At 70.9% G+C, this 16,626-nt stretch carries 16 protein-coding genes; 7 read left to right on the forward strand and 9 right to left on the reverse strand.

Annotation, left to right across the window (positions count from 1 at the left end):
- The first annotated feature begins 7 nt into the window (after window positions 1-7).
- Genes phnC through glpD form a run of 4 tightly spaced genes read left to right on the forward strand, consistent with a single transcriptional unit; the run spans window position 8 to window position 3,945 of the window.
- Window positions 8-796 (forward strand): phosphonate ABC transporter ATP-binding protein, encoded by a 789-nt coding sequence (phnC, locus tag QE401_RS03335; RefSeq protein ID WP_373461415.1) that lies wholly within the window; start codon window positions 8-10, stop codon window positions 794-796.
- Window positions 793-1,599 carry a phosphonate ABC transporter, permease protein PhnE gene (phnE, locus tag QE401_RS03340; protein WP_307136846.1) on the forward strand — a complete coding sequence of 269 codons (807 nt, stop codon included), beginning with the start codon at window positions 793-795 and terminating at the stop codon, window positions 1,597-1,599. Before phnC ends, phnE (QE401_RS03340) begins: the two co-directional genes overlap by 4 nt.
- Window positions 1,600-1,616: 17 nt before the next feature.
- On the forward strand, window positions 1,617-2,450 hold the full coding sequence (gene phnE / locus QE401_RS03345; protein ID WP_307136847.1) for a phosphonate ABC transporter, permease protein PhnE: 834 nt from the start codon (window positions 1,617-1,619) through the stop codon (window positions 2,448-2,450).
- Between the two features lies 1 nt (window position 2,451).
- Window positions 2,452-3,945, forward strand: a complete 1,494-nt coding sequence (gene glpD / locus QE401_RS03350) for a glycerol-3-phosphate dehydrogenase (protein WP_307136848.1) — start codon at window positions 2,452-2,454, stop codon at window positions 3,943-3,945.
- A gap of 70 nt (window positions 3,946-4,015) precedes the next feature.
- Here the strand turns inward: glpD and QE401_RS03355 are convergent, their stop codons facing one another.
- The 6 genes from QE401_RS03355 to QE401_RS03380 all read right to left on the reverse strand — a co-directional run bounded on the left by QE401_RS03355 (window position 4,016) and on the right by QE401_RS03380 (window position 10,497).
- Window positions 4,016-4,978 (reverse strand): CobW family GTP-binding protein, encoded by a 963-nt coding sequence (locus QE401_RS03355; protein ID WP_307136849.1) that lies wholly within the window; start codon window positions 4,976-4,978, stop codon window positions 4,016-4,018.
- Window positions 4,975-6,576 carry an amidohydrolase family protein gene (locus QE401_RS03360; protein WP_307136850.1) on the reverse strand — a complete coding sequence of 534 codons (1,602 nt, stop codon included), beginning with the start codon at window positions 6,574-6,576 and terminating at the stop codon, window positions 4,975-4,977. The genes QE401_RS03355 and QE401_RS03360 overlap by 4 nt, the downstream gene beginning before the upstream one ends.
- A gap of 98 nt (window positions 6,577-6,674) precedes the next feature.
- Window positions 6,675-7,505 carry an ABC transporter permease gene (locus tag QE401_RS03365; protein ID WP_307136851.1) on the reverse strand — a complete coding sequence of 277 codons (831 nt, stop codon included), beginning with the start codon at window positions 7,503-7,505 and terminating at the stop codon, window positions 6,675-6,677.
- A 2-nt stretch (window positions 7,506-7,507) separates the two neighbouring features.
- Entirely contained in the window at window positions 7,508-8,551 is a 1,044-nt protein-coding gene (locus tag QE401_RS03370) for an ABC transporter substrate-binding protein (protein WP_307136852.1), read from the reverse strand.
- A gap of 28 nt (window positions 8,552-8,579) precedes the next feature.
- Window positions 8,580-9,656 carry an ABC transporter ATP-binding protein gene (locus tag QE401_RS03375; RefSeq protein ID WP_307136853.1) on the reverse strand — a complete coding sequence of 359 codons (1,077 nt, stop codon included), beginning with the start codon at window positions 9,654-9,656 and terminating at the stop codon, window positions 8,580-8,582.
- Between the two features lie 31 nt (window positions 9,657-9,687).
- The gene (locus QE401_RS03380; RefSeq protein ID WP_307136854.1) at window positions 9,688-10,497 is read right to left on the reverse strand and encodes an ABC transporter permease; all 810 of its coding nucleotides are present in this window, start codon (window positions 10,495-10,497) and stop codon (window positions 9,688-9,690) included.
- A gap of 172 nt (window positions 10,498-10,669) precedes the next feature.
- Between QE401_RS03380 and QE401_RS03385 the strand changes: the two genes are divergently transcribed.
- Window positions 10,670-11,662 (forward strand): P1 family peptidase, encoded by a 993-nt coding sequence (locus QE401_RS03385; protein ID WP_307136855.1) that lies wholly within the window; start codon window positions 10,670-10,672, stop codon window positions 11,660-11,662.
- Window positions 11,663-11,669: 7 nt separating this feature from the next.
- On the opposite strand, the gene QE401_RS03390 is transcribed toward QE401_RS03385, so the two are convergent.
- A complete protein-coding gene (locus tag QE401_RS03390) occupies window positions 11,670-12,608 on the reverse strand; it encodes a ring-cleaving dioxygenase (RefSeq protein WP_307136856.1) in 939 nt (312 codons plus the stop codon).
- 74 nt (window positions 12,609-12,682) lie between these two features.
- Window positions 12,683-13,294 carry an NAD(P)H:quinone oxidoreductase gene (gene wrbA / locus QE401_RS03395; RefSeq protein WP_307136857.1) on the reverse strand — a complete coding sequence of 204 codons (612 nt, stop codon included), beginning with the start codon at window positions 13,292-13,294 and terminating at the stop codon, window positions 12,683-12,685.
- A 123-nt stretch (window positions 13,295-13,417) separates the two neighbouring features.
- On the opposite strand from wrbA, the gene QE401_RS03400 reads away from it, so the two are divergent.
- Entirely contained in the window at window positions 13,418-14,362 is a 945-nt protein-coding gene (locus QE401_RS03400; protein ID WP_307136858.1) for a LysR family transcriptional regulator, read from the forward strand.
- 27 nt (window positions 14,363-14,389) lie between these two features.
- A complete protein-coding gene (locus QE401_RS03405; RefSeq protein WP_307136859.1) occupies window positions 14,390-15,349 on the forward strand; it encodes an alpha/beta hydrolase fold domain-containing protein in 960 nt (319 codons plus the stop codon).
- A gap of 52 nt (window positions 15,350-15,401) precedes the next feature.
- On the opposite strand, the gene QE401_RS03410 is transcribed toward QE401_RS03405, so the two are convergent.
- Window positions 15,402-16,592, reverse strand: coding sequence for a trans-sulfuration enzyme family protein (locus tag QE401_RS03410; protein WP_307136860.1), 1,191 nt, complete (start codon window positions 16,590-16,592; stop codon window positions 15,402-15,404).
- Between the last annotated feature and the right edge of the window lie 34 nt (window positions 16,593-16,626).

Raw genomic sequence — 16,626 nt, forward strand, 5'->3', positions numbered from 1 at the left:
CGCCAGCATGACCGCAGCCCGACAGGACGCCGCCCCCGCCCCGGCCATCGCCCTGGAGATCAAGGGCCTGGTCAAGGAATACGCCGCCGGCAAGCCGGTGCTGAAAGGCATCGACATCGCCGTCCCGGCGGAGGGGATCACCGCCATCATCGGCCCCTCCGGCACCGGCAAGTCGACGCTGATCCGCTGCATCAACCGCCTGGTCGAGCCCACACGGGGCTCGATCAGGCTGCACGGCACGGAGCTCACCGGCCTGTCGGGGCGGGAGCTGCGCATGGCGCGGCGGCGCATCGGCATGGTGTTCCAGGAATACAACCTGGTCGAGCGCCTGAGCGTGATGGAGAACGTGCTGAGCGGGCGGCTCGGCTATGTTCCGCTGTGGCGCGCCTGGCTGCGCAAATATCCGGAAGCCGACATCCAGCGCGCCTTCGCGCTGCTGGACGCGGTCGGCCTGCCGGAGCATGCGACCCGGCGCGCCGACGCCCTCTCGGGCGGCCAGCGCCAGCGCGTGGGCATCGCCCGCGCGCTGATGCAGCGCCCAGACATCCTGCTGGCCGACGAGCCGACCTCCTCCCTTGACCCGCGCACCGCGGTCGAGGTGCTGGAGCTGCTGACCAACCTGACCGCCGCCGAGGGCGTGCCGGTGATCATCAACATCCACAATGTCGACCTCGCCAAGCGCTACGCCCGGCGCATCATCGGCATGTCGGGTGGCAGCGTGATCTTCGACGGGCCGCCTGAGCAGCTCGAGACGCATCACCTGCGCGCCATCTATGGCGGCGAGGATTGGCTGTGAGCACCACCCTGCCGCAACCGGGGGCCGAGGCGGCGCGCCGCGTCGCCTTCGCCCCCAACTGGACGATGCGCATCGCGCTGCTCGCCCTCGCCCTCTACACCATCTGGGCCTGCAGCCGCCTCGGCCTGAGCTGGGAGCGCGTGGCGCATGGCATGGGCGAGGGCGGGCGGCTGCTCGCCCGCATGGTGCCGCCGAATTTCGAGCGCTGGTCGCTGCTGCTGGAAGGCCTGCTGGAGAGCCTGCAGATCGCCGTCCTCGCCTCGGCCATCGGCATCCTGCTCTCCCTGCCGCTCGGCGTGCTGGCGGCGCGCAACCTCTCGCCGGTCTGGATCTCGGCGCCGGTGCGCGCGGTGATCGCGGTCTGCCGCTCGCTGCACTACGTCATCGTCGCCATCCTCTTCGTCAAGGCGATCGGCTTCGGCGCGCTGGCCGGCACGGCGGCGCTGGTGGTGGCCTCGGTCGGCTTCATCGCCAAGCTCTTCGCCGAGGCCATCGAGGAGATCTCGATGAAGCAGGTGGAGGCGATCCGCGCCACGGGCGCGGGCGTGATGAAGGTGCTGGCCTATGCGGTGCTGCCGCAGGTCGCCTCGCGCTTCATCGGCTTCAGCCTGTACCAGCTCGACAGCAATCTGCGGAACTCGACGCTGGTTGGCATCGTCGGCGCCGGCGGCATCGGCGGCACGCTGTTCGCCGCCTTCAAGCGCTTCGACTACGACTTCGTGGCGGCCATCCTGCTCGCCATCATCGCCCTCATCTTCCTGGCCGAGATCATCTCCGGCCGTGTCCGGGCCGCCCTGCGATGAACAGCATGACCCCCAGCATGGACCGCCTCCCCGGCGGCCCCTCCGGTGATCCCACCGCGCCGCTGCGGCGCGAATGGCACCGCTTCACCCCGGCCCAGCGCCTCTCGCGCTGGCTGGTCTGGCTGGTCTGCGTCGCCGCCGTGGTCTGGGCGGTGCGCAGCATCGACATCATCCCGGAATTCCTGGTCGATGCGCCGGAGCAGATGGCCGACATGCTGGTGCGCATGTGGCCGCCCGACCTCGCGCATTACTACCCCGAGGTGCACAACGCGCTGATCGAGACGCTGCACATCGCGACCCTCGGCACCGTGTTCTGCTTTGTGCTCGCCGTGCCGCTGGCGCTGCTGGCGGCGCGCAACATCTGCACCATCAAGCCGCTGAACACCCTGGCGCAGCTCGGGCTCGTCGCCTCGCGCTCGGTCAACTCGCTGGTCTGGGCGCTGCTCTTCGTCGCCATCTTCGGCCCTGGTGCTGCGGCGGGTGTCTTCGCCATCGCCTTCCGCTCGGTGGGCTTCGTCGGCAAGCTGCTGGCCGAGGCGCTGGAGGAGACCAACCAGGGCCCGCGCGAGGCGCTGCGCGCCTCCGGCGCCTCCTGGGGGGCGGAGCTGCTGAAGGGCGTCTGGCCGCAGGTGCAGCCGGCCTTCTGGGGAATCGCCCTGTTCCGCTGGGACATCAATGTGCGCGAGAGCGCGGTGCTCGGCCTGGTGGGCGCCGGCGGCATCGGCCTGGTGCTGGACGACGCCATCAACTTCTTCCAGTGGGAGCGCGTGGCCACCGTGCTGCTCGCCATCCTGGTCGTGGTGCTGCTGGCCGAGATCGTGGTGACCCGCGTGCGGGCGAGGCTGATCTGAGATGCGCGACATGGTCGATCTCCTGGTGATCGGCGGCGGCGCCAATGGCGCCGGCATCGCGCGCGACGCGGCGGGGCGGGGTCTGTCCGTCCTGCTCGTCGAGCGCGGCGATCTGGGCGGGGCCACCTCCTCCGCCTCCTCCAAGCTGATCCATGGCGGGCTGCGCTACCTGGAGCATTACGAGTTCCGCCTGGTGCGCGAGGCGCTGGCGGAGCGCGAGGTGCTGCTGCGCCTGGCCCCGCACATCGTCTGGCCGATGCGCTTCGTGCTGCCGCACCTGCCCGAGATGCGGCCGCGCTGGATGCTGCGCGCCGGCCTGTTCCTCTATGACCACCTGGCCAAGCGCGTCACCCTGCCGGGCAGCGAGGCGCTGGATTTCCGCCGCCATCCCTGGGGCGGCCCGCTGAACGGCCAGGCCACGCATGGCTTCGCCTATTCCGACGCCTGGGTCGAGGATGCGCGGCTGGTCGTGCTGAACGCCCGCGACGCCGCCGCGCGCGGCGCCGAGATCCGCGTGCGCACGGGCTTCACCAGCGCCACCCGCGGCCCCGATGGCTGGAGCGTGACGCTGACCGGCGAGGATGGCCGCGCCGCGACGGTGCAGGCCCGCGCCATCGCCAACGCCGCCGGCCCCTGGGTGATGCAGGCGCTGGAAGGCACCGGCGTCGCGGCACCCGACCGCGTGCGGCTGGTGCGCGGCAGCCACATCGTCGTGCCCGCCCTCTATGAGGGCAACCAGGCCTATATCCTGCAGAATGACGACCGGCGCGTGGTCTTCGTCATCCCCTATGAGGGGCGCTTCACCCTGATCGGCACCACCGACATGCCGCACGCCGCCGATGCCGGCCCGCCGCGCTGCACGCCGGAGGAGGCCGCCTATCTCTGCCGCGCCGTCTCCCGCCAGTTCCGCAAGCCGGTGACGCCGGACGACATCGTCTGGACCTATTCCGGCGTGCGCCCGCTGCACGATGATGGCGCCGAGAATCCGTCCGCCGTGACGCGCGACTACGTGCTGAAGATGGACCGTAAGGCGGCGCCGCTGCTCTCCGTCTTCGGCGGCAAGATCACCACCTATCGCCGCCTGGCCGAGGACGCCGCGACGCAGCTCTGCGAGGCGCTGGGCCGCAACGCCGCGCCCTGGACGGGGAACGCCGTGCTGCCGGGGGGCGATCTGGGTGGCAAGAGCACCGAGGCCTTCATCGCCGAGGCCGCGCGGCGCTATCCCTTCATCGAGGGCGGCACCCTGCGCCGGCTGTTCCACTGCTATGGCGGCGAGCTCGACGCGGCGCTGGGGCATGCGCGCAGCGCCGCCGATCTCGGCCGCGAGCTCGGCGGCGGCATCACCGAGCGCGAGCTGGAATGGATGGTGCAGCAGGAATGGGTGCGCGCGCCGGAAGACGCCCTCTGGCGCCGCACCAAGCGCGGGCTGCACATGACGGAAGCCGAACGCGAAAGCTTCGCGCAGGCCTTTACGCAGGTGGCGCAGGCGGCCTGAGGACGGGCCAAGGGGGCGCTGCCCCCTTGGATCCCCCGCCGGGGTGGCAGGGCCACCCCGGACCCCGCCTTCAGTCGCAGCGCAACCGGCGCTCCGAAAGGCGGGAGAGGCGCACAGGGGCGTCGCCATCCACGCCGCGCAGCGCCTCGGGGTCCAGGCCGCGGGCGATCACCACCAGCGCCTCCGGCGTGCGCGCGCTGCGCGGCATCGGCACGGGCGGGCTCTGCAGCGTGCCCACCAGCTGCACCAGCAGCGCCGTCTCCGGCGCATGCGGGGGATGCAGGAACCCCTTCACCCGCAGCAGCCTCTCGCCGGCGAAAGCCGCCAGATTCTCCAGCCAGTCCAGCCGGTCCTCCCAGGAGGCGTCCTCGCTGAACTCGGCCAGCGTGACGCCGACCTCCGGATGCGCGCGCCCGGTCTCCGGAAAGCCGGCGGCGAGGCCGGGTGCGACGGTGAAGGCGGCAAGCGCCCGGCGCGCCGGATCCTCCTCCACCACGCGGGCGGCCAGCGGATTGATGCCTTCCACCAGCGCCAGCGCGGCTTCGGGCGGCGCCTGGTCCAGCTTGGTCAGCACCACCGTGTCGGCGGCCGCGATCTGCGCGGCGAATTCCTCGAAATGCGCGGCGCGGGACGGCGCCTGGGCCGCGTCGCAGGTGGCCACCACCCGCACCCGCAGCCCCAGCGGCGAGAGCGGCGCCAGCGAGCGCAGGATCGGCCCCGGCTTCGACAACCCGCTGCATTCCAGGATGATGCGGCGGAACGGCCCCTGCCCCGCCTCCCGCCGCTGCCGCAGCAGCGCCTCCACCGTGAAAACCAAATCGTTGGTCAGCGAGCAGCAGACGCAGCCATTGTTCAGCAGCGCCAGCGGCACCGTGCCGCCATCGGCGACGATGGCGCCATCGACATCGATCTGCCCCGCCTCGTTGACGATGACGGCCGTATCGGCCGCCTCCGGCAGGGCCAGCCAGTCGCGCAGCAGCGTCGTCTTGCCGCTGCCGAGGAAGCCGGCCAGCAGGATGAACTCGGCGCTCATGCCGGCGTGGGCGTCTTCGCCTGCTCGGCCTCTAGCGCCTTCTGCTCGGCCACCATGCGGCGCAGATCGGCCAGCATCGCCGGCACGTCGAAGACCAGCCCGCCGCGGATGGTGTGGCGCAGCGCCTGGCGCCATTCCGGCTGGCCGGTGGCATCGTTCAGCCGCAGCGCGCCGGTGCCGTAGAGCAGCTTGAAATCCTCGAGCGGGTTCTCGTCCAGCACCAGCAGGTCCGCCCGCTTGCCGACCTCGATGCTGCCGGTCTCCGCATCCAGCCCGAGCAGCTCGGCGCCCTGGATGGTGGCGGAGCGCAGCACCTCGAGCGGGTTGAAGCCGGCCTCCTGCAGCAGCTCCAGTTCGCGCACATAGCCGAAGCCGAAGGTCTGGAAGATGAAGCCGGAATCGCTGCCGGTGCAGACCCGCCCGCCGCGGTTCTTGTACTCGTTCAGGAAGGTCATCCACAGGCGGTAATGCTGCTTCCAGTCGATCTCGTTGCCGACCGACCAGCGGAACCAGTAGGAGCCATGCCCGCCGCGCGCCGGCTGGAAGAAGCGCCACATGCTGGGCCAGGTGTAGTCGTCATGCCAGTCGGCGCGGCGCATGCGCATCACGTCGCGATTGGCGTCGTAGATCGTCATGGTGGGCACGAAGGTGAAGTCGAGCGTCAGGAAGCGCTCCATCACCTCGTTCCACTTGGCGCTGCCCGGCTCGGCCGCCTGCTGGAAGGTCTGGCCGGCGGAGGAGAAGCGGAAATACTCGTCATTGTAGTTGTAGCCGGCGGGGTAGCTCTGCACGATTCGGTTGTCGTAGAGCGCCTCGGGCAGGCCGTAATAATGCTCGGCGCTGGTCAGGCCCCATTCGGCGGTGGTCAGCGCGTTCATCCGCGTCACCGCCTGCTGCGCATGGTGGCAGCCGGTGCGCAGGCCGAGCTCGCGGCATTCGGCCAGCGCCGCCTTCATGATGGCCGGCGGCGCGCCGAAGAACTTCACGCCATCCGCGCCACGCTCCTTCAGGCGGCGCAGCCAGGCGCGCGCCTCGTCCGGCGTGTGGATGGTCTTCAGCATGTCGTTGACGGCGGGGAAATAGGCATGCGCCACGATGCGCGGCGCCGCGATGCGGTTGGCGGCGGAGGCCTCGCGCTGCTCGACCATCCAGTCGATGCCGCTGAAGCAGCCCATCTCGCGCACCGTGGTGACGCCATGCGCCAGCCACAGCTTGTAGACATAGTCGGCCGGCGCCGGCGTGCCGTGCAGCGCGTGATAGGGCACGCCCGCATGGGTGTGGCAATCGATCAGGCCGGGGGTGACGAATTTGCCGTGGCAGTCGATCTCGACCTCGCCCTCGGGCGGGCGGCGGGAGGGGCTGATCGGCTTGCCTGGCGTGCCGACGGCGACGATGGCGGCGATGCGGTCATTCTCGATGACGATATCGGCCGGGCCCCAGGGCGGCGCGCCGGTGCCGTCGATGATGGTGGCGCCGCGCAGCACCAGCCTGCCATAGGGCCCGGCGCCGCAATCGCGCGCGGTGGCCGCCGGCACGGGCGGCATGCCCATCTTCAGGTTCCGGGCGGTGATCTCCTGCCCCACATCCGGATTGCTCATGGACATTTCCTTTTGTCTTCTGGTGGGAGGTCCAGGGTCAAACATGTATGTTTGACCAGGTTCCTGGCGGGGAGAGTGTGAGAGGGGCGGCGCCCCTCTCACGCCGCGCGATATTTGCGCCCGAGGAAGGTGCTGCCCACCACGGTGAGGACCAGCGTGACCGCCAGCAGGATGAAGGCCAGCGCCGCGCCGAAGGGCCAGTTGTTGCCGCGCACGAACTGGTCGTAGACGGCGGGCGCCATCATCTTGAATTGCGGCCCGCCCAGCAGGACCGGCGTGGCGTAGGCGTTCATGCAGAGGATGAACACCAGCACCGAGCCCGCGGCCACGCCGGGCAGCGCCAGCGGCAGCACCACGCGGCGAAACACCGTCATCGGCCTGGCGCCGAGATTGGCCGCCGCTTCCTCCGCCTGGCGCGGGATGCCCTCGATCACCGCCGAGAGCGTCAGGATCATGTAGGGCAGCACCACGGCGACGATGCCGACCACGACGGAGCCGGCATTGTAGAGCAGCGGCAGCGGCGCGCTGATCAGGCCGAGCCCGCGCAGCGCGGCGTTGATCGCGCCCTCATTGCCCAGCAGCGCCATCCAGCCGGCGGAGCGCACGACATTGCCGACCAGCAGCGGAAACAGCACCAGGATGGTGGCCAGGCTCTTCCAGCGGCTTTCCATGCGCGCCAGCCAGTAGGCGGCGGGAAAGCCGATGGCCAGCGCCAGCAGGGTGCAGCCCAGCGCGACGCCGAGCGTGCTGAGCAGCACCTGCTGGTAGTAGGGGTCCTGGATGGCGCGCAGATAATTCTCCGCGCTCGTCGCCTCCACCATCAGCTCGGTCGGGCTGAAGCGGTTGAGCGAAATGCGGGCCAGCAGCAGCATCGGCGCCACCAGAAGGGTGAACACCAGGAGCCCGGCGGGAAGGACGAGCGCGGCCATGCTTACGCCTTGAACTGCTTGTTCCAGAAATCCAGGATCTCGCCATGCTGCTTGAGCAGATAGTCGTAATCCGGCGCGCGCAGGCGCTGCTGCTCGGCCTCGCTCAGGCTGATCTGGCTGGCGATCTCGGCCGGCAGCGAGGCGTCCTTCACCGTCGGCAGGTAGCCCATGCGGTCGGCGAAGGCGGCCTGGGCGGCCGGCTGCAGCGCCGCGTCCAGATAGGCGTAGGCATTGTCCTTGTTACGGCTGTTCTTCGGCACCGCCATCTCGAAGACGATGGCGTAGGCGCCCTCGGACGGCACCACATGCTTCACCGGGATGCCGGCCTTCTGCCACATGAAGCCGCGGGCCAGCCACATCGGCGTCATCCACACCTCTTCCGACTTCAGCGCCGCGGCCAGCGCCTCGTTCGAGGGATAGACCTTGGCGTCGAGCGAGCGCAGCTCCATCAGCTTCTGCCGCGCCGGGCCGTAATCGCTGAAGGAGCCGCCGCCAGCCATGGCGGCGGCGAAGGTGTTGGTGCTGTAGAGGATGTCGGAGAAGCCGACGCGGCCGCGATATTTCGGGTCCAGCATGTCGGCGAAGCTGGTCGGCGCCGTCGTCACCTTGTTCGGGTTGTAGAGCAGCACCAGCGCCGAATAGATATGCGGCACCGCATAGGGCTTGGCCAGCGCCGGCAGGATGGCGCTGCCGCGCTTCAGCTTACCCATGTCGAGCGTGTCGAAGGCACCCTGGGCCGAGATCATGTGCATGTCGGTGTCCGACAGGCAGGCGATGTCGAAGGTGCCGCGCCGCGCCTGGCGCTCGGCCAGCAGCTTGGTCTTGCGCGGATCGGCATTGGCGATGTCCTGCAGGACCTCAATGCCCTGCGGCGCCATCAGCGGCTGGTCGATATTGGCGCGCAGCAGCTCGCCATAATCGCCGCCCCAGGTGCCGACGACGACCTGCCTGGCCTGGGCGCGGGCGAGGCCCGGCAGGCCGGCGGTGATCGATGCCAGGGCGGCGGCGCTGCCGGCCAGCGCGGCGCGGCGGGTGATATTGGTCATGCCTCGTCTCCCATTGCGGTACTTCGCGTCAGTCCCTGAGGGCGGGCAGCAGCCGGGCGGCCTCGGCCTCCCAGCGCAGCGCCACGATGTCGCCCACGGCCAGGCGGCGCATCGGATCGCCGGGCGGCGGGGTCGGGCGCGCCACCAGCAGCTGCGTGCCATCCTGCTCGACATGGTATTCGGTCTGCGCGCCGAGATAGGTGATGGCGGTGATGCGCGCCGCCCCCTGCCCCGGCTGCAGCGCGATGCGCTCCGGCCGCAGCGCCAGCAGCGCCTCGCCCGGCTGGGCGCCGGGCTGCGCCGCCGGCGCCCCCTGCTCCGGGTCGCAATAGAGCAGCGCGCCGCCACGGGCGCGGAACTCGCCCGGCGCTTCCAGCCGACCCTCGACCAGGTTGCAGCGGCCGACGAAGCCGGCGACGAAGGGGTCGGCCGGGTGCTCATACAGCTCCTCGGCGGTGCCGACCTGGCGCACCCGGCCGCGATCCATGACGACCAGCCGGTCGGCCATGGTCAGCGCCTCCTCCTGGTCATGCGTCACGATCAGGGTGGTGAGGCCGAGGCGCTGCTGCAAAGCGCGGATCTCCATGCGCACCTCGCCGCGCAGCTTGGCGTCGAGGTTGGAGAGCGGCTCGTCCAGCAGGAACACCGCCGGGTTCACCACCAGGGCGCGGGCGAGTGCGACGCGCTGCTGCTGGCCGCCCGAAAGCTGGCGCGGCATGCGCTCGGCCAGATGGTCGAGGCGCACCAGGCGCAGCGCCTCGGCCACGCGGCTGTCACGCTCGGCGCGGCCCACCTTCCGCATCTCCAGCCCGAAGGCGACATTCTGCGCCACGCTCATATGCGGGAACAAGGCGTAGGACTGGAACACCATGCCGGTGTCGCGGGCATGCGCCGGGCGGCGGGTGACGTCCTGGCCGCCGATCAGGATGCGCCCGGCGCTGGGCTCGATGAAGCCCGCCACCATGCGCAAGGTCGTCGTCTTGCCGCAGCCCGAGGGGCCGAGGAGGGCCACCATCTCGCCCTGCCGCACCTCGAGATCGACCCGCTCCACGGCGGTCGAGGCCCCGTAGCGCTTGTTCAGCGCCTCCAGCACCAGGCTGCCCATCACTCATCTCCTCCGGCGTGGCGCGGTCTCGTCACACGATCCTCGACAGTTTCACGAAGCGGTCGGTCAGCAGCATCAGCCCGCCCACCAGCAGGATCTGCACGGTGGCCACGGCGGCCAGCGTCGGATCGATGCGGAATTCCAGATAGCTGAGCATGGCGACCGGCAGGGTGGTGCGGCCCGGGCCCACCAGCAGCAGGGTCAGTTCCAGATTCTCGAAGCTCTGGATGAAGGAGAACAGGGCGGCGGCGACGATGCCCGGCCGCAGCATCGGCAGCGTCACGCGGCGGAAGACGGTGAAGGGCCGGGCGCCGAGATTGGCCGCCGCCTCCTCCGCCTGCCGGTCCAGCCCCTGCAGGCTGGCCGAGACCAGCCGCACCGTCCAGGGAATGGTCAGCAGCACATGCGCGGCGACCAGCCCCTGCAGCGTCGCGGTGATGTCCTGGTCGATCCAGAATTCGGCGCGCAGATAGAACATGTAGAGGGCGGTGCCGGCGACCACGCCGGGCACGGCGAGCGGCCCCAGCAGCAGCGTGTTCCAGAAGCCCTTGCCCCGGATGCCGGAGCGGTGCAGCGCCAGCGCGGCGGCGGTGCCGCAGGGCACGCCGATCAGCGTCGCCAGCAGCGCCACCTGCAGGCTGGTCATGAAGCCGCGGGCGAATTCCTGCCGCGCCCAGGCATTGACATACCATTCCAGGGTGAAGCCCGGCGGCGGGAAGCTGACGATCTCCTGCCGGAAGACGCTGATCACCATCACCATCACCACCGGCGCCAGCATCAGCAGGAAGGCCAGGGCGACGGCGCCGAGGAACAGCAGGCGACGGGGATCGGGCAGTGTCATTCGGGCAACCTCCGGCGACAACCTGCCCGCTGTCGGTCGGCGCGTCGAGAGCGCATCACGTCCGCGGGAGAGGCTTTGTCGGCCCGTATCGCCAAGCAAGCGCCGGACCACGATACGGCGCCGAGACGAGCGCCAGGCTGGACAGGGTGCCGGGGCGCGGCATCATGGCGGCATGAGCGCATCCCTGAACCTGCTGACCGACATCGCCGGCGTCACCGTGGGCCATGCGACCGAGCTCGGCCTCGGCTCCGGCGTCACCGCCATCCTGTTCGACCGGCCGGCCGTGGCCTCGGTGGTGATCGGCGGCGGCGCGCCGGGCTCGCGCGACACCGCGCTGCTCGATCCCTCGGCAACGGTGGAGGTGGTGGATGGCATCGTGCTGTCGGGCGGCTCGACCTTCGGCCTCGATGCCGGGGGCGGGGTGCAGGCGGCGCTGCGCGAGGCCGGGCGCGGCCAGGTCTTCGCCGGCATCACCATCCCGCTGGCGCCGCAGGCCATCCTGTTCGACCTGCTGAATGGCGGAAACAAGGATTGGGGCCGCTTCCCGCCCTATCGCGACCTCGGCTATGCGGCGGCCATGGCGGCGAAGCCCGGGCCTTTCGCCCTCGGCACGGTCGGCGCCGGAACGGGTGCCACCACGGCGACCGTGAAGGGCGGGCTGGGCTCGGCCAGCGCCATGACGGAGAGCGGGCACATCGTCGCCGCCATCGTCGCGGTGAATGCGGTGGGCTCGCCGCTGGTGGGGGACGGGCCGCATTTCTGGGCGGCGCCCTTCGAGCGCGGGGCGGAGTTCGGCGGGCTCGGCGCGAAGTCGCGCTGTGACGAATCCGATCTGGCGCTGCGCTGCAAGGGCGGGCGCGGCACGGCGACCACCATCGGGCTGGTGGTCACCGATGCGGTGCTGGGCAAGGGGCAGGCGCAGCGCCTGGCGCGCATGGCCGATGACGGGCTGGCCCGCGCCATCTTTCCTGCCCATGCGCCGAATGATGGCGACACCATCTTCGCCGCCGCCACGGGGGAGAAGCCGGGCGCCGACCTGACGGAGCTCGGGCATCTGGCCGGCATCGTCATGGCGCGGGCGATCGCGCGCGGGGTGTATGAGGCGACCGCCCTGCCCTGGCCCGGCGCGCAGCCCGCCTGGCGCGACCGTTTCGCGCCAGGCTGAGCGACGCTCAGAGCGGCTTCAGCCCCCGCTCGATCTCGGCGCGGCGCGGCTCGAGGAAGGGCGGCAGGGCCAGGCGCTCGCCCAGGCTCTCCTTCGGCTCGTCGGCGTCGAAGCCGGGGCCATCGGTCGCGATCTCGTAGAGGATGCCGCCCGGCTCGCGGATGTAGAGGCTGCGGAAATAGAAGCGGTCCACCGGCCCGCTGCTGCGCAGGCCGAAGCGGTTCAGCCGGTCCACCCAGGCGCCGTAATCCGCGTCCGGGATGCGGAAGGCGACATGGTGCACCCCGCCGGCGCCGGGCCGGGCGGCGGCGAGCTTCGGTTCCTGCCGCATATGCAGCTCGGCGGCCGGGCCGCCCTCGCCCATCTCATAGACCTGCACGGGCACGCCGCCTGCGGCCTCGTAGCTGCGGGCGCGGCGCATCGCCATCACCTCGGTCGCGAAGGCGTCGCTGCGGCGGAGATCGGGCACGCTCATGGTGATGGGGCCGAGGCCGCGGATCTGCATCTCTGCTGCCACGGGGCTCTTCGCCCAGGGATGGGCGACGCCACGGCCCTCATCATCGACCAGCGCCAGGCGCTGGCCCTCCGGATCCTCGAATTCCAGCTGCAGCCGGCCATCGACACGCTCGATGGCGCCCGCCTTGACGCCCTCGGCCGAGAGGCGCTCGGCCCAGTGGCGCAGGGCCGCCTCGCCGGCCACGCGCAGCCCGGTGCGGGTGACGCTGTTGGTGCCGCGCCGCTCGCGCTCCACCGGCCAGTCGAAGAAGGTCAGATCGGTGCCGGGGCTGGCTTCGCCATCGGCGTAGAACAGGTGATAGGCGCTGGTGTCGTCCTGGTTGACGGTCTTCTTCACCAGCCGCATGCCCATCACGCGGGTGTAGAAATCATGGTTGCCCCGGGCATCGGCCGAGACGGCGGTCAGGTGGTGGATGCCGTGCAGCTGCATGGCGGTCGCTCCTTCCAGGGGGGTCGTCGGCCGGCGGGGGCGCGGGGTGCCTGTGGCACCCCGCGAGGCGTGCCTCAGGCGCGGCCGCGCAGCAGGGCGGCGGTCACCTCGGCCACATGGCGGCCCTGGCTCTTGGCCATTTCCAGCTCGGCCTCGGAAGGCTGGCGGGAGCCATCGCCGGCGGCGATGGTGCTGGCGCCATAGGGCGTGCCGCCATTGACCGTGGTGATGTCGAGCTGGCGCTTCTCGGTATAGGGCAGGCCGACGATGGTCATGCCGAAATGCAGCAGATTGACCAGGGTGGAGATGATCGTCGTCTCCTGCCCGCCATGCTGCGAGGCGGTGGAGGTGAAGACCGAGCCCACCTTGCCCACCAGCTTGTCCTGGAACCACAGCCCGCCGGCCTGGTCGAGGAAGGAGGCCATCTGCGAGGCCATGCGGCCGAAGCGCGTCGGCGTGCCGAAGATGATGGCGTCATACTCGGCCAGCTCGGCCACCGTGGCGATGGGCGCCTCCTGGTCCAGCTTGAAATACGCCGATTTGGCGACCTCGAGCGGCGCCGTCTCCGGCACGCGCTTGATCACCACCTCGCTGCCGGCGACCTGGCGGGCGCCCTCGGCCACCGCCTTCGCCATGGTCTCGATATGGCCATAGCTGGAATAGTAGAGGACCAGGATCTTGCTCATGCGACGCTCCTTCGCTGGGCTGGCCCGGCAGGATGGGCCGGTTGCTTCGGGGAGAGAGTTGCGGTCGCCGGGCGTTTCCGGCAAGCGTGGGTTCGGAAACTTCATGTTCGCGGAACACGAACGATGCGCCCCGATGTCGATGCGCTGGCGACCTTCCTGCAGGTGGTGGACAGCGGCAGCGTCACCGCCGCCGCGGCAAGGCTGGGCCTGGCGAAATCCGTGGTCAGCAAGCGGGTGGCGCAGCTGGAGGCGCAGCTCTCCACCCAGCTGCTGAACCGCGCCCGGCGCCATGTGGCACCGACCGAGGCCGGCGCGCTGCTGGCCGAGCGGGCGCGCGCCCTGCTGGCGCAGCTCGACACCGTGGCGGATGAGGTGATGGCGCGCTCCGGCAAGCTGTCGGGGCAGCTGCGGCTGGCGGCGCCGCTGAGCTTCGGCACGCGGCATCTGGGGCCGCTGATCGCCGGCTTCATGCGCGCCTATCCGGAGATCGAGGTGGTGCTGGATCTGGACGACCGGCATGTCGACCTGCAGGCGGGGGCCTATGATCTCGGCCTGCGCATCGGGCGGCTGGCGGATTCGTCGCTCAGGGCCAGGCGGCTCGGCCTCAGCCGGCGGGTGCTGTGCTGCAGCGCGGATTACGCCGCGCGGCATGGCAGGCCGCGCAGCCTGGAGGCGCTGGCGGCGCATTCCTGCCTGGGCTACGCCAATGCCGCGGCCGGGCATCTCTGGCGCTTCGTGCCCGGCGATGGCGGGGCGCCGCGCTCGCTGGTGCTGCGCGGCCGGCTGACGGCCAACAGCGGCGAGGCGCTGCTGGAGGCCGCCTGCGCCGGCATCGGGCTGGTGGTGCTGCCGCGTTTCCTGATGGCGGCGCCGCTGCGCGAGGGGCGGCTGGTGGAGCTGGACATCCCCGGCTGGGTGCCGGAGCCGGACAATATCCAGCTGGTCTATCCGCCGACCCAGGCGCTGCCGCTGAAGACCCGCACGCTGATCGAATACCTGGCCGAGCGCATCCGCGAGCCGTTTCCGTGGGACACGGCTTTCGCCGCGGACGGATCGGCGGCAGTCTGAGGCGGATTGCAAGTCTGGAGTGCCGTCATGACCCCTCCGCCCCTGCTGCCCGACAGCGAGGTGACCGATGCCCAGGCGCGGCTGCGCGAAGCGGGCGTCGCCATCGGCGATGTGCTGACCCATGAGATCGGGGCGGCGCGCGAGATGAATCGCCGCTACCAGGCGCATCTCAATGCCGGCGGGCCCGAGATGGCCGAGATCCGCGAGACGGTGCTGGAGGGCACCACGCCGCCGCTGCGGCTGCGGTTCTACCGCCCGCGCTCGGCGGCTGCCGGGCCGCTGCCCACCTATCTGCACATCCATGGCGGCGGCATGGCGGTCGGCACGCTGGACAGCCTGGATCGCTGGAAGCGCGAGATCGCCGACGAGACCGGCTATCTGGTGGTCGGGCTGGAATACGCGCTGGCGCCGGAGCACCCCTTCCCCGCCGCGCTGCACCAGGTGATGGCGGCGCTGCGCTGGCTGCGCGACGGCGCGGCGGCGGAGGGCGTGGATGGCACACGCATCGCGGTGGGCGGCGATTCCGCCGGCGGCAATCTCGCCCTCAGCGCGCTGATGCATCTACGCGGGGCGGGCGAGGTGCTGCCGAAGCTCGGCGTCATCATCTATGGCATGCTGTCGGGGCGGCTCGACACGCCCTCGCATCGCGAGCGCGGCGATGGGCGGTTCGGCCTGTCGACGGCGCGGCTCGAGTGGTTCTGGTCGCGCTATGCGCCGGAGCCGGCGCTGCTGCAGAACCCCGCCGTGGCGCCCCTGCATGGCGATGTCACGGGCCTGCCGAAGCTGCTGCTGCTGGCGGCGGCACTGGACCCGCTGCTGGACGACACGCTGGATCTGGCGGCGGCGCTGAAGCAGGCCGGCGCGCCGCACAGCCTGACGGTGTATGAGGGCGTGCCGCATGGCTTCATCGGCCAGACGGCGCTGCTGTCCAAGGCGAACGCGGCCCGCCGCGAGGTCAGCGCCGCCCTGAAACAGGCCCTGTCCTGAACTGACAGAAAAAAGATGGGGGTCCGGGGGAATTCCTTCCCCCGGACTTTTTTTATCTGTCGTCCAGCGCTTTCGCCAGATCCTCGATGAGATCGGCCGGGTCCTCGAGCCCGACGGAGAGGCGGAAGGTCCCCTCCCCCGTCCAGTCCCGATAGGCCTCCGCCGCGCGCCCTTCCAGCCGGAAGGAGCTGTGCAGCACATCCTCGCTCGGGATGTGGAAGAGCAGGCTGTGGGTCTTGCCGAGGGAGACGGCGTAGGTCCAGAGCGTCAGCCGCTGCGCCAGCTGGCGGGCCAGTGCCTTGTCGTCGGCGGCCGAGAAGCTGACCATGCCGGAGAAGTTGTTCATCTGCCGCCGCGCCAGCTCGTGCTGCGGGTGGCTGGCAAGGCCCGGCCAATAGATCCGCCCGATGCGCGGATGGCTTTCCAGGAATTCGGCGATGGCGCGCGCATTGGCCGCGTGGCGTTCCATGCGCAGCGGCAGGGTTTCCAGACCGCGCAGGATCAGCCAGGCGGCGAAGGGGTTCATGGCGCCGCCGAGATGGATCACCGCCTCCTTGCGCAGCCCGGCGATGCCCCCGGCGCGGCCGATCACCGCGCCGCCCAGCGCGTCGCCATGGCCGCAGGCGTATTTGGTCAGCGAATGCACCACCCAATCGGCGCCGAGGGCCAAAGGCTGGGTGGCGATGGGCGTCGCCAGGGTGGAATCGACCGACAGCTCCGCCCCGGCGGCGCGCGCCAGCCGCGCCAGCGCCGCGATATCGGCCAGCTTCAGGATCGGGTTGGCCGGCGTCTCGACATGCAGCAGGCGCGTCCGCGGCCGGATTGCGGCGGCGACGGCATCGGTATCCGACATGTCGACGGTGGAGACCGCCACGCCGTAGCGCGCCAGCGTGTCCTGCGCGAATTCGGCGATGCCGGCGTAGCAGACATCGCTGAGCAGCAGATGGTCGCCGGGCGAGAGGCGGTTCAGGAACAGGCCGGACAGCGCCGCCATGCCACTGGCGAAACCGAGCGCCGCCTCGCCGCCTTCGAGCGCGGCCAGCCGCGCCTCGAGCTGCGCGACGGTCGGGTTGCCCCAGCGCGTGTAGAACATCGGCGCCGCGGCATCGAGATCGTTGGCGGAAAAGCCGATGGCGTCGGGATCGGTGTGGAAGCTGGTGGCAGTGACGAGGGGCGGGGTCACCGGCGCGCCGGGCACACGCGGTGCCGCGGCGGCATGGATGGCGAGGCTAGCGGGACGCATCGTCGCTCCTTTCCGAGAGCGGCGCGACGCGTCC

The sequence above is a fragment of the Pseudoroseomonas cervicalis genome (assembly GCF_030818485.1).
Taxonomy (GTDB): Bacteria; Pseudomonadota; Alphaproteobacteria; order Acetobacterales; family Acetobacteraceae; genus Pseudoroseomonas; species Pseudoroseomonas cervicalis_A.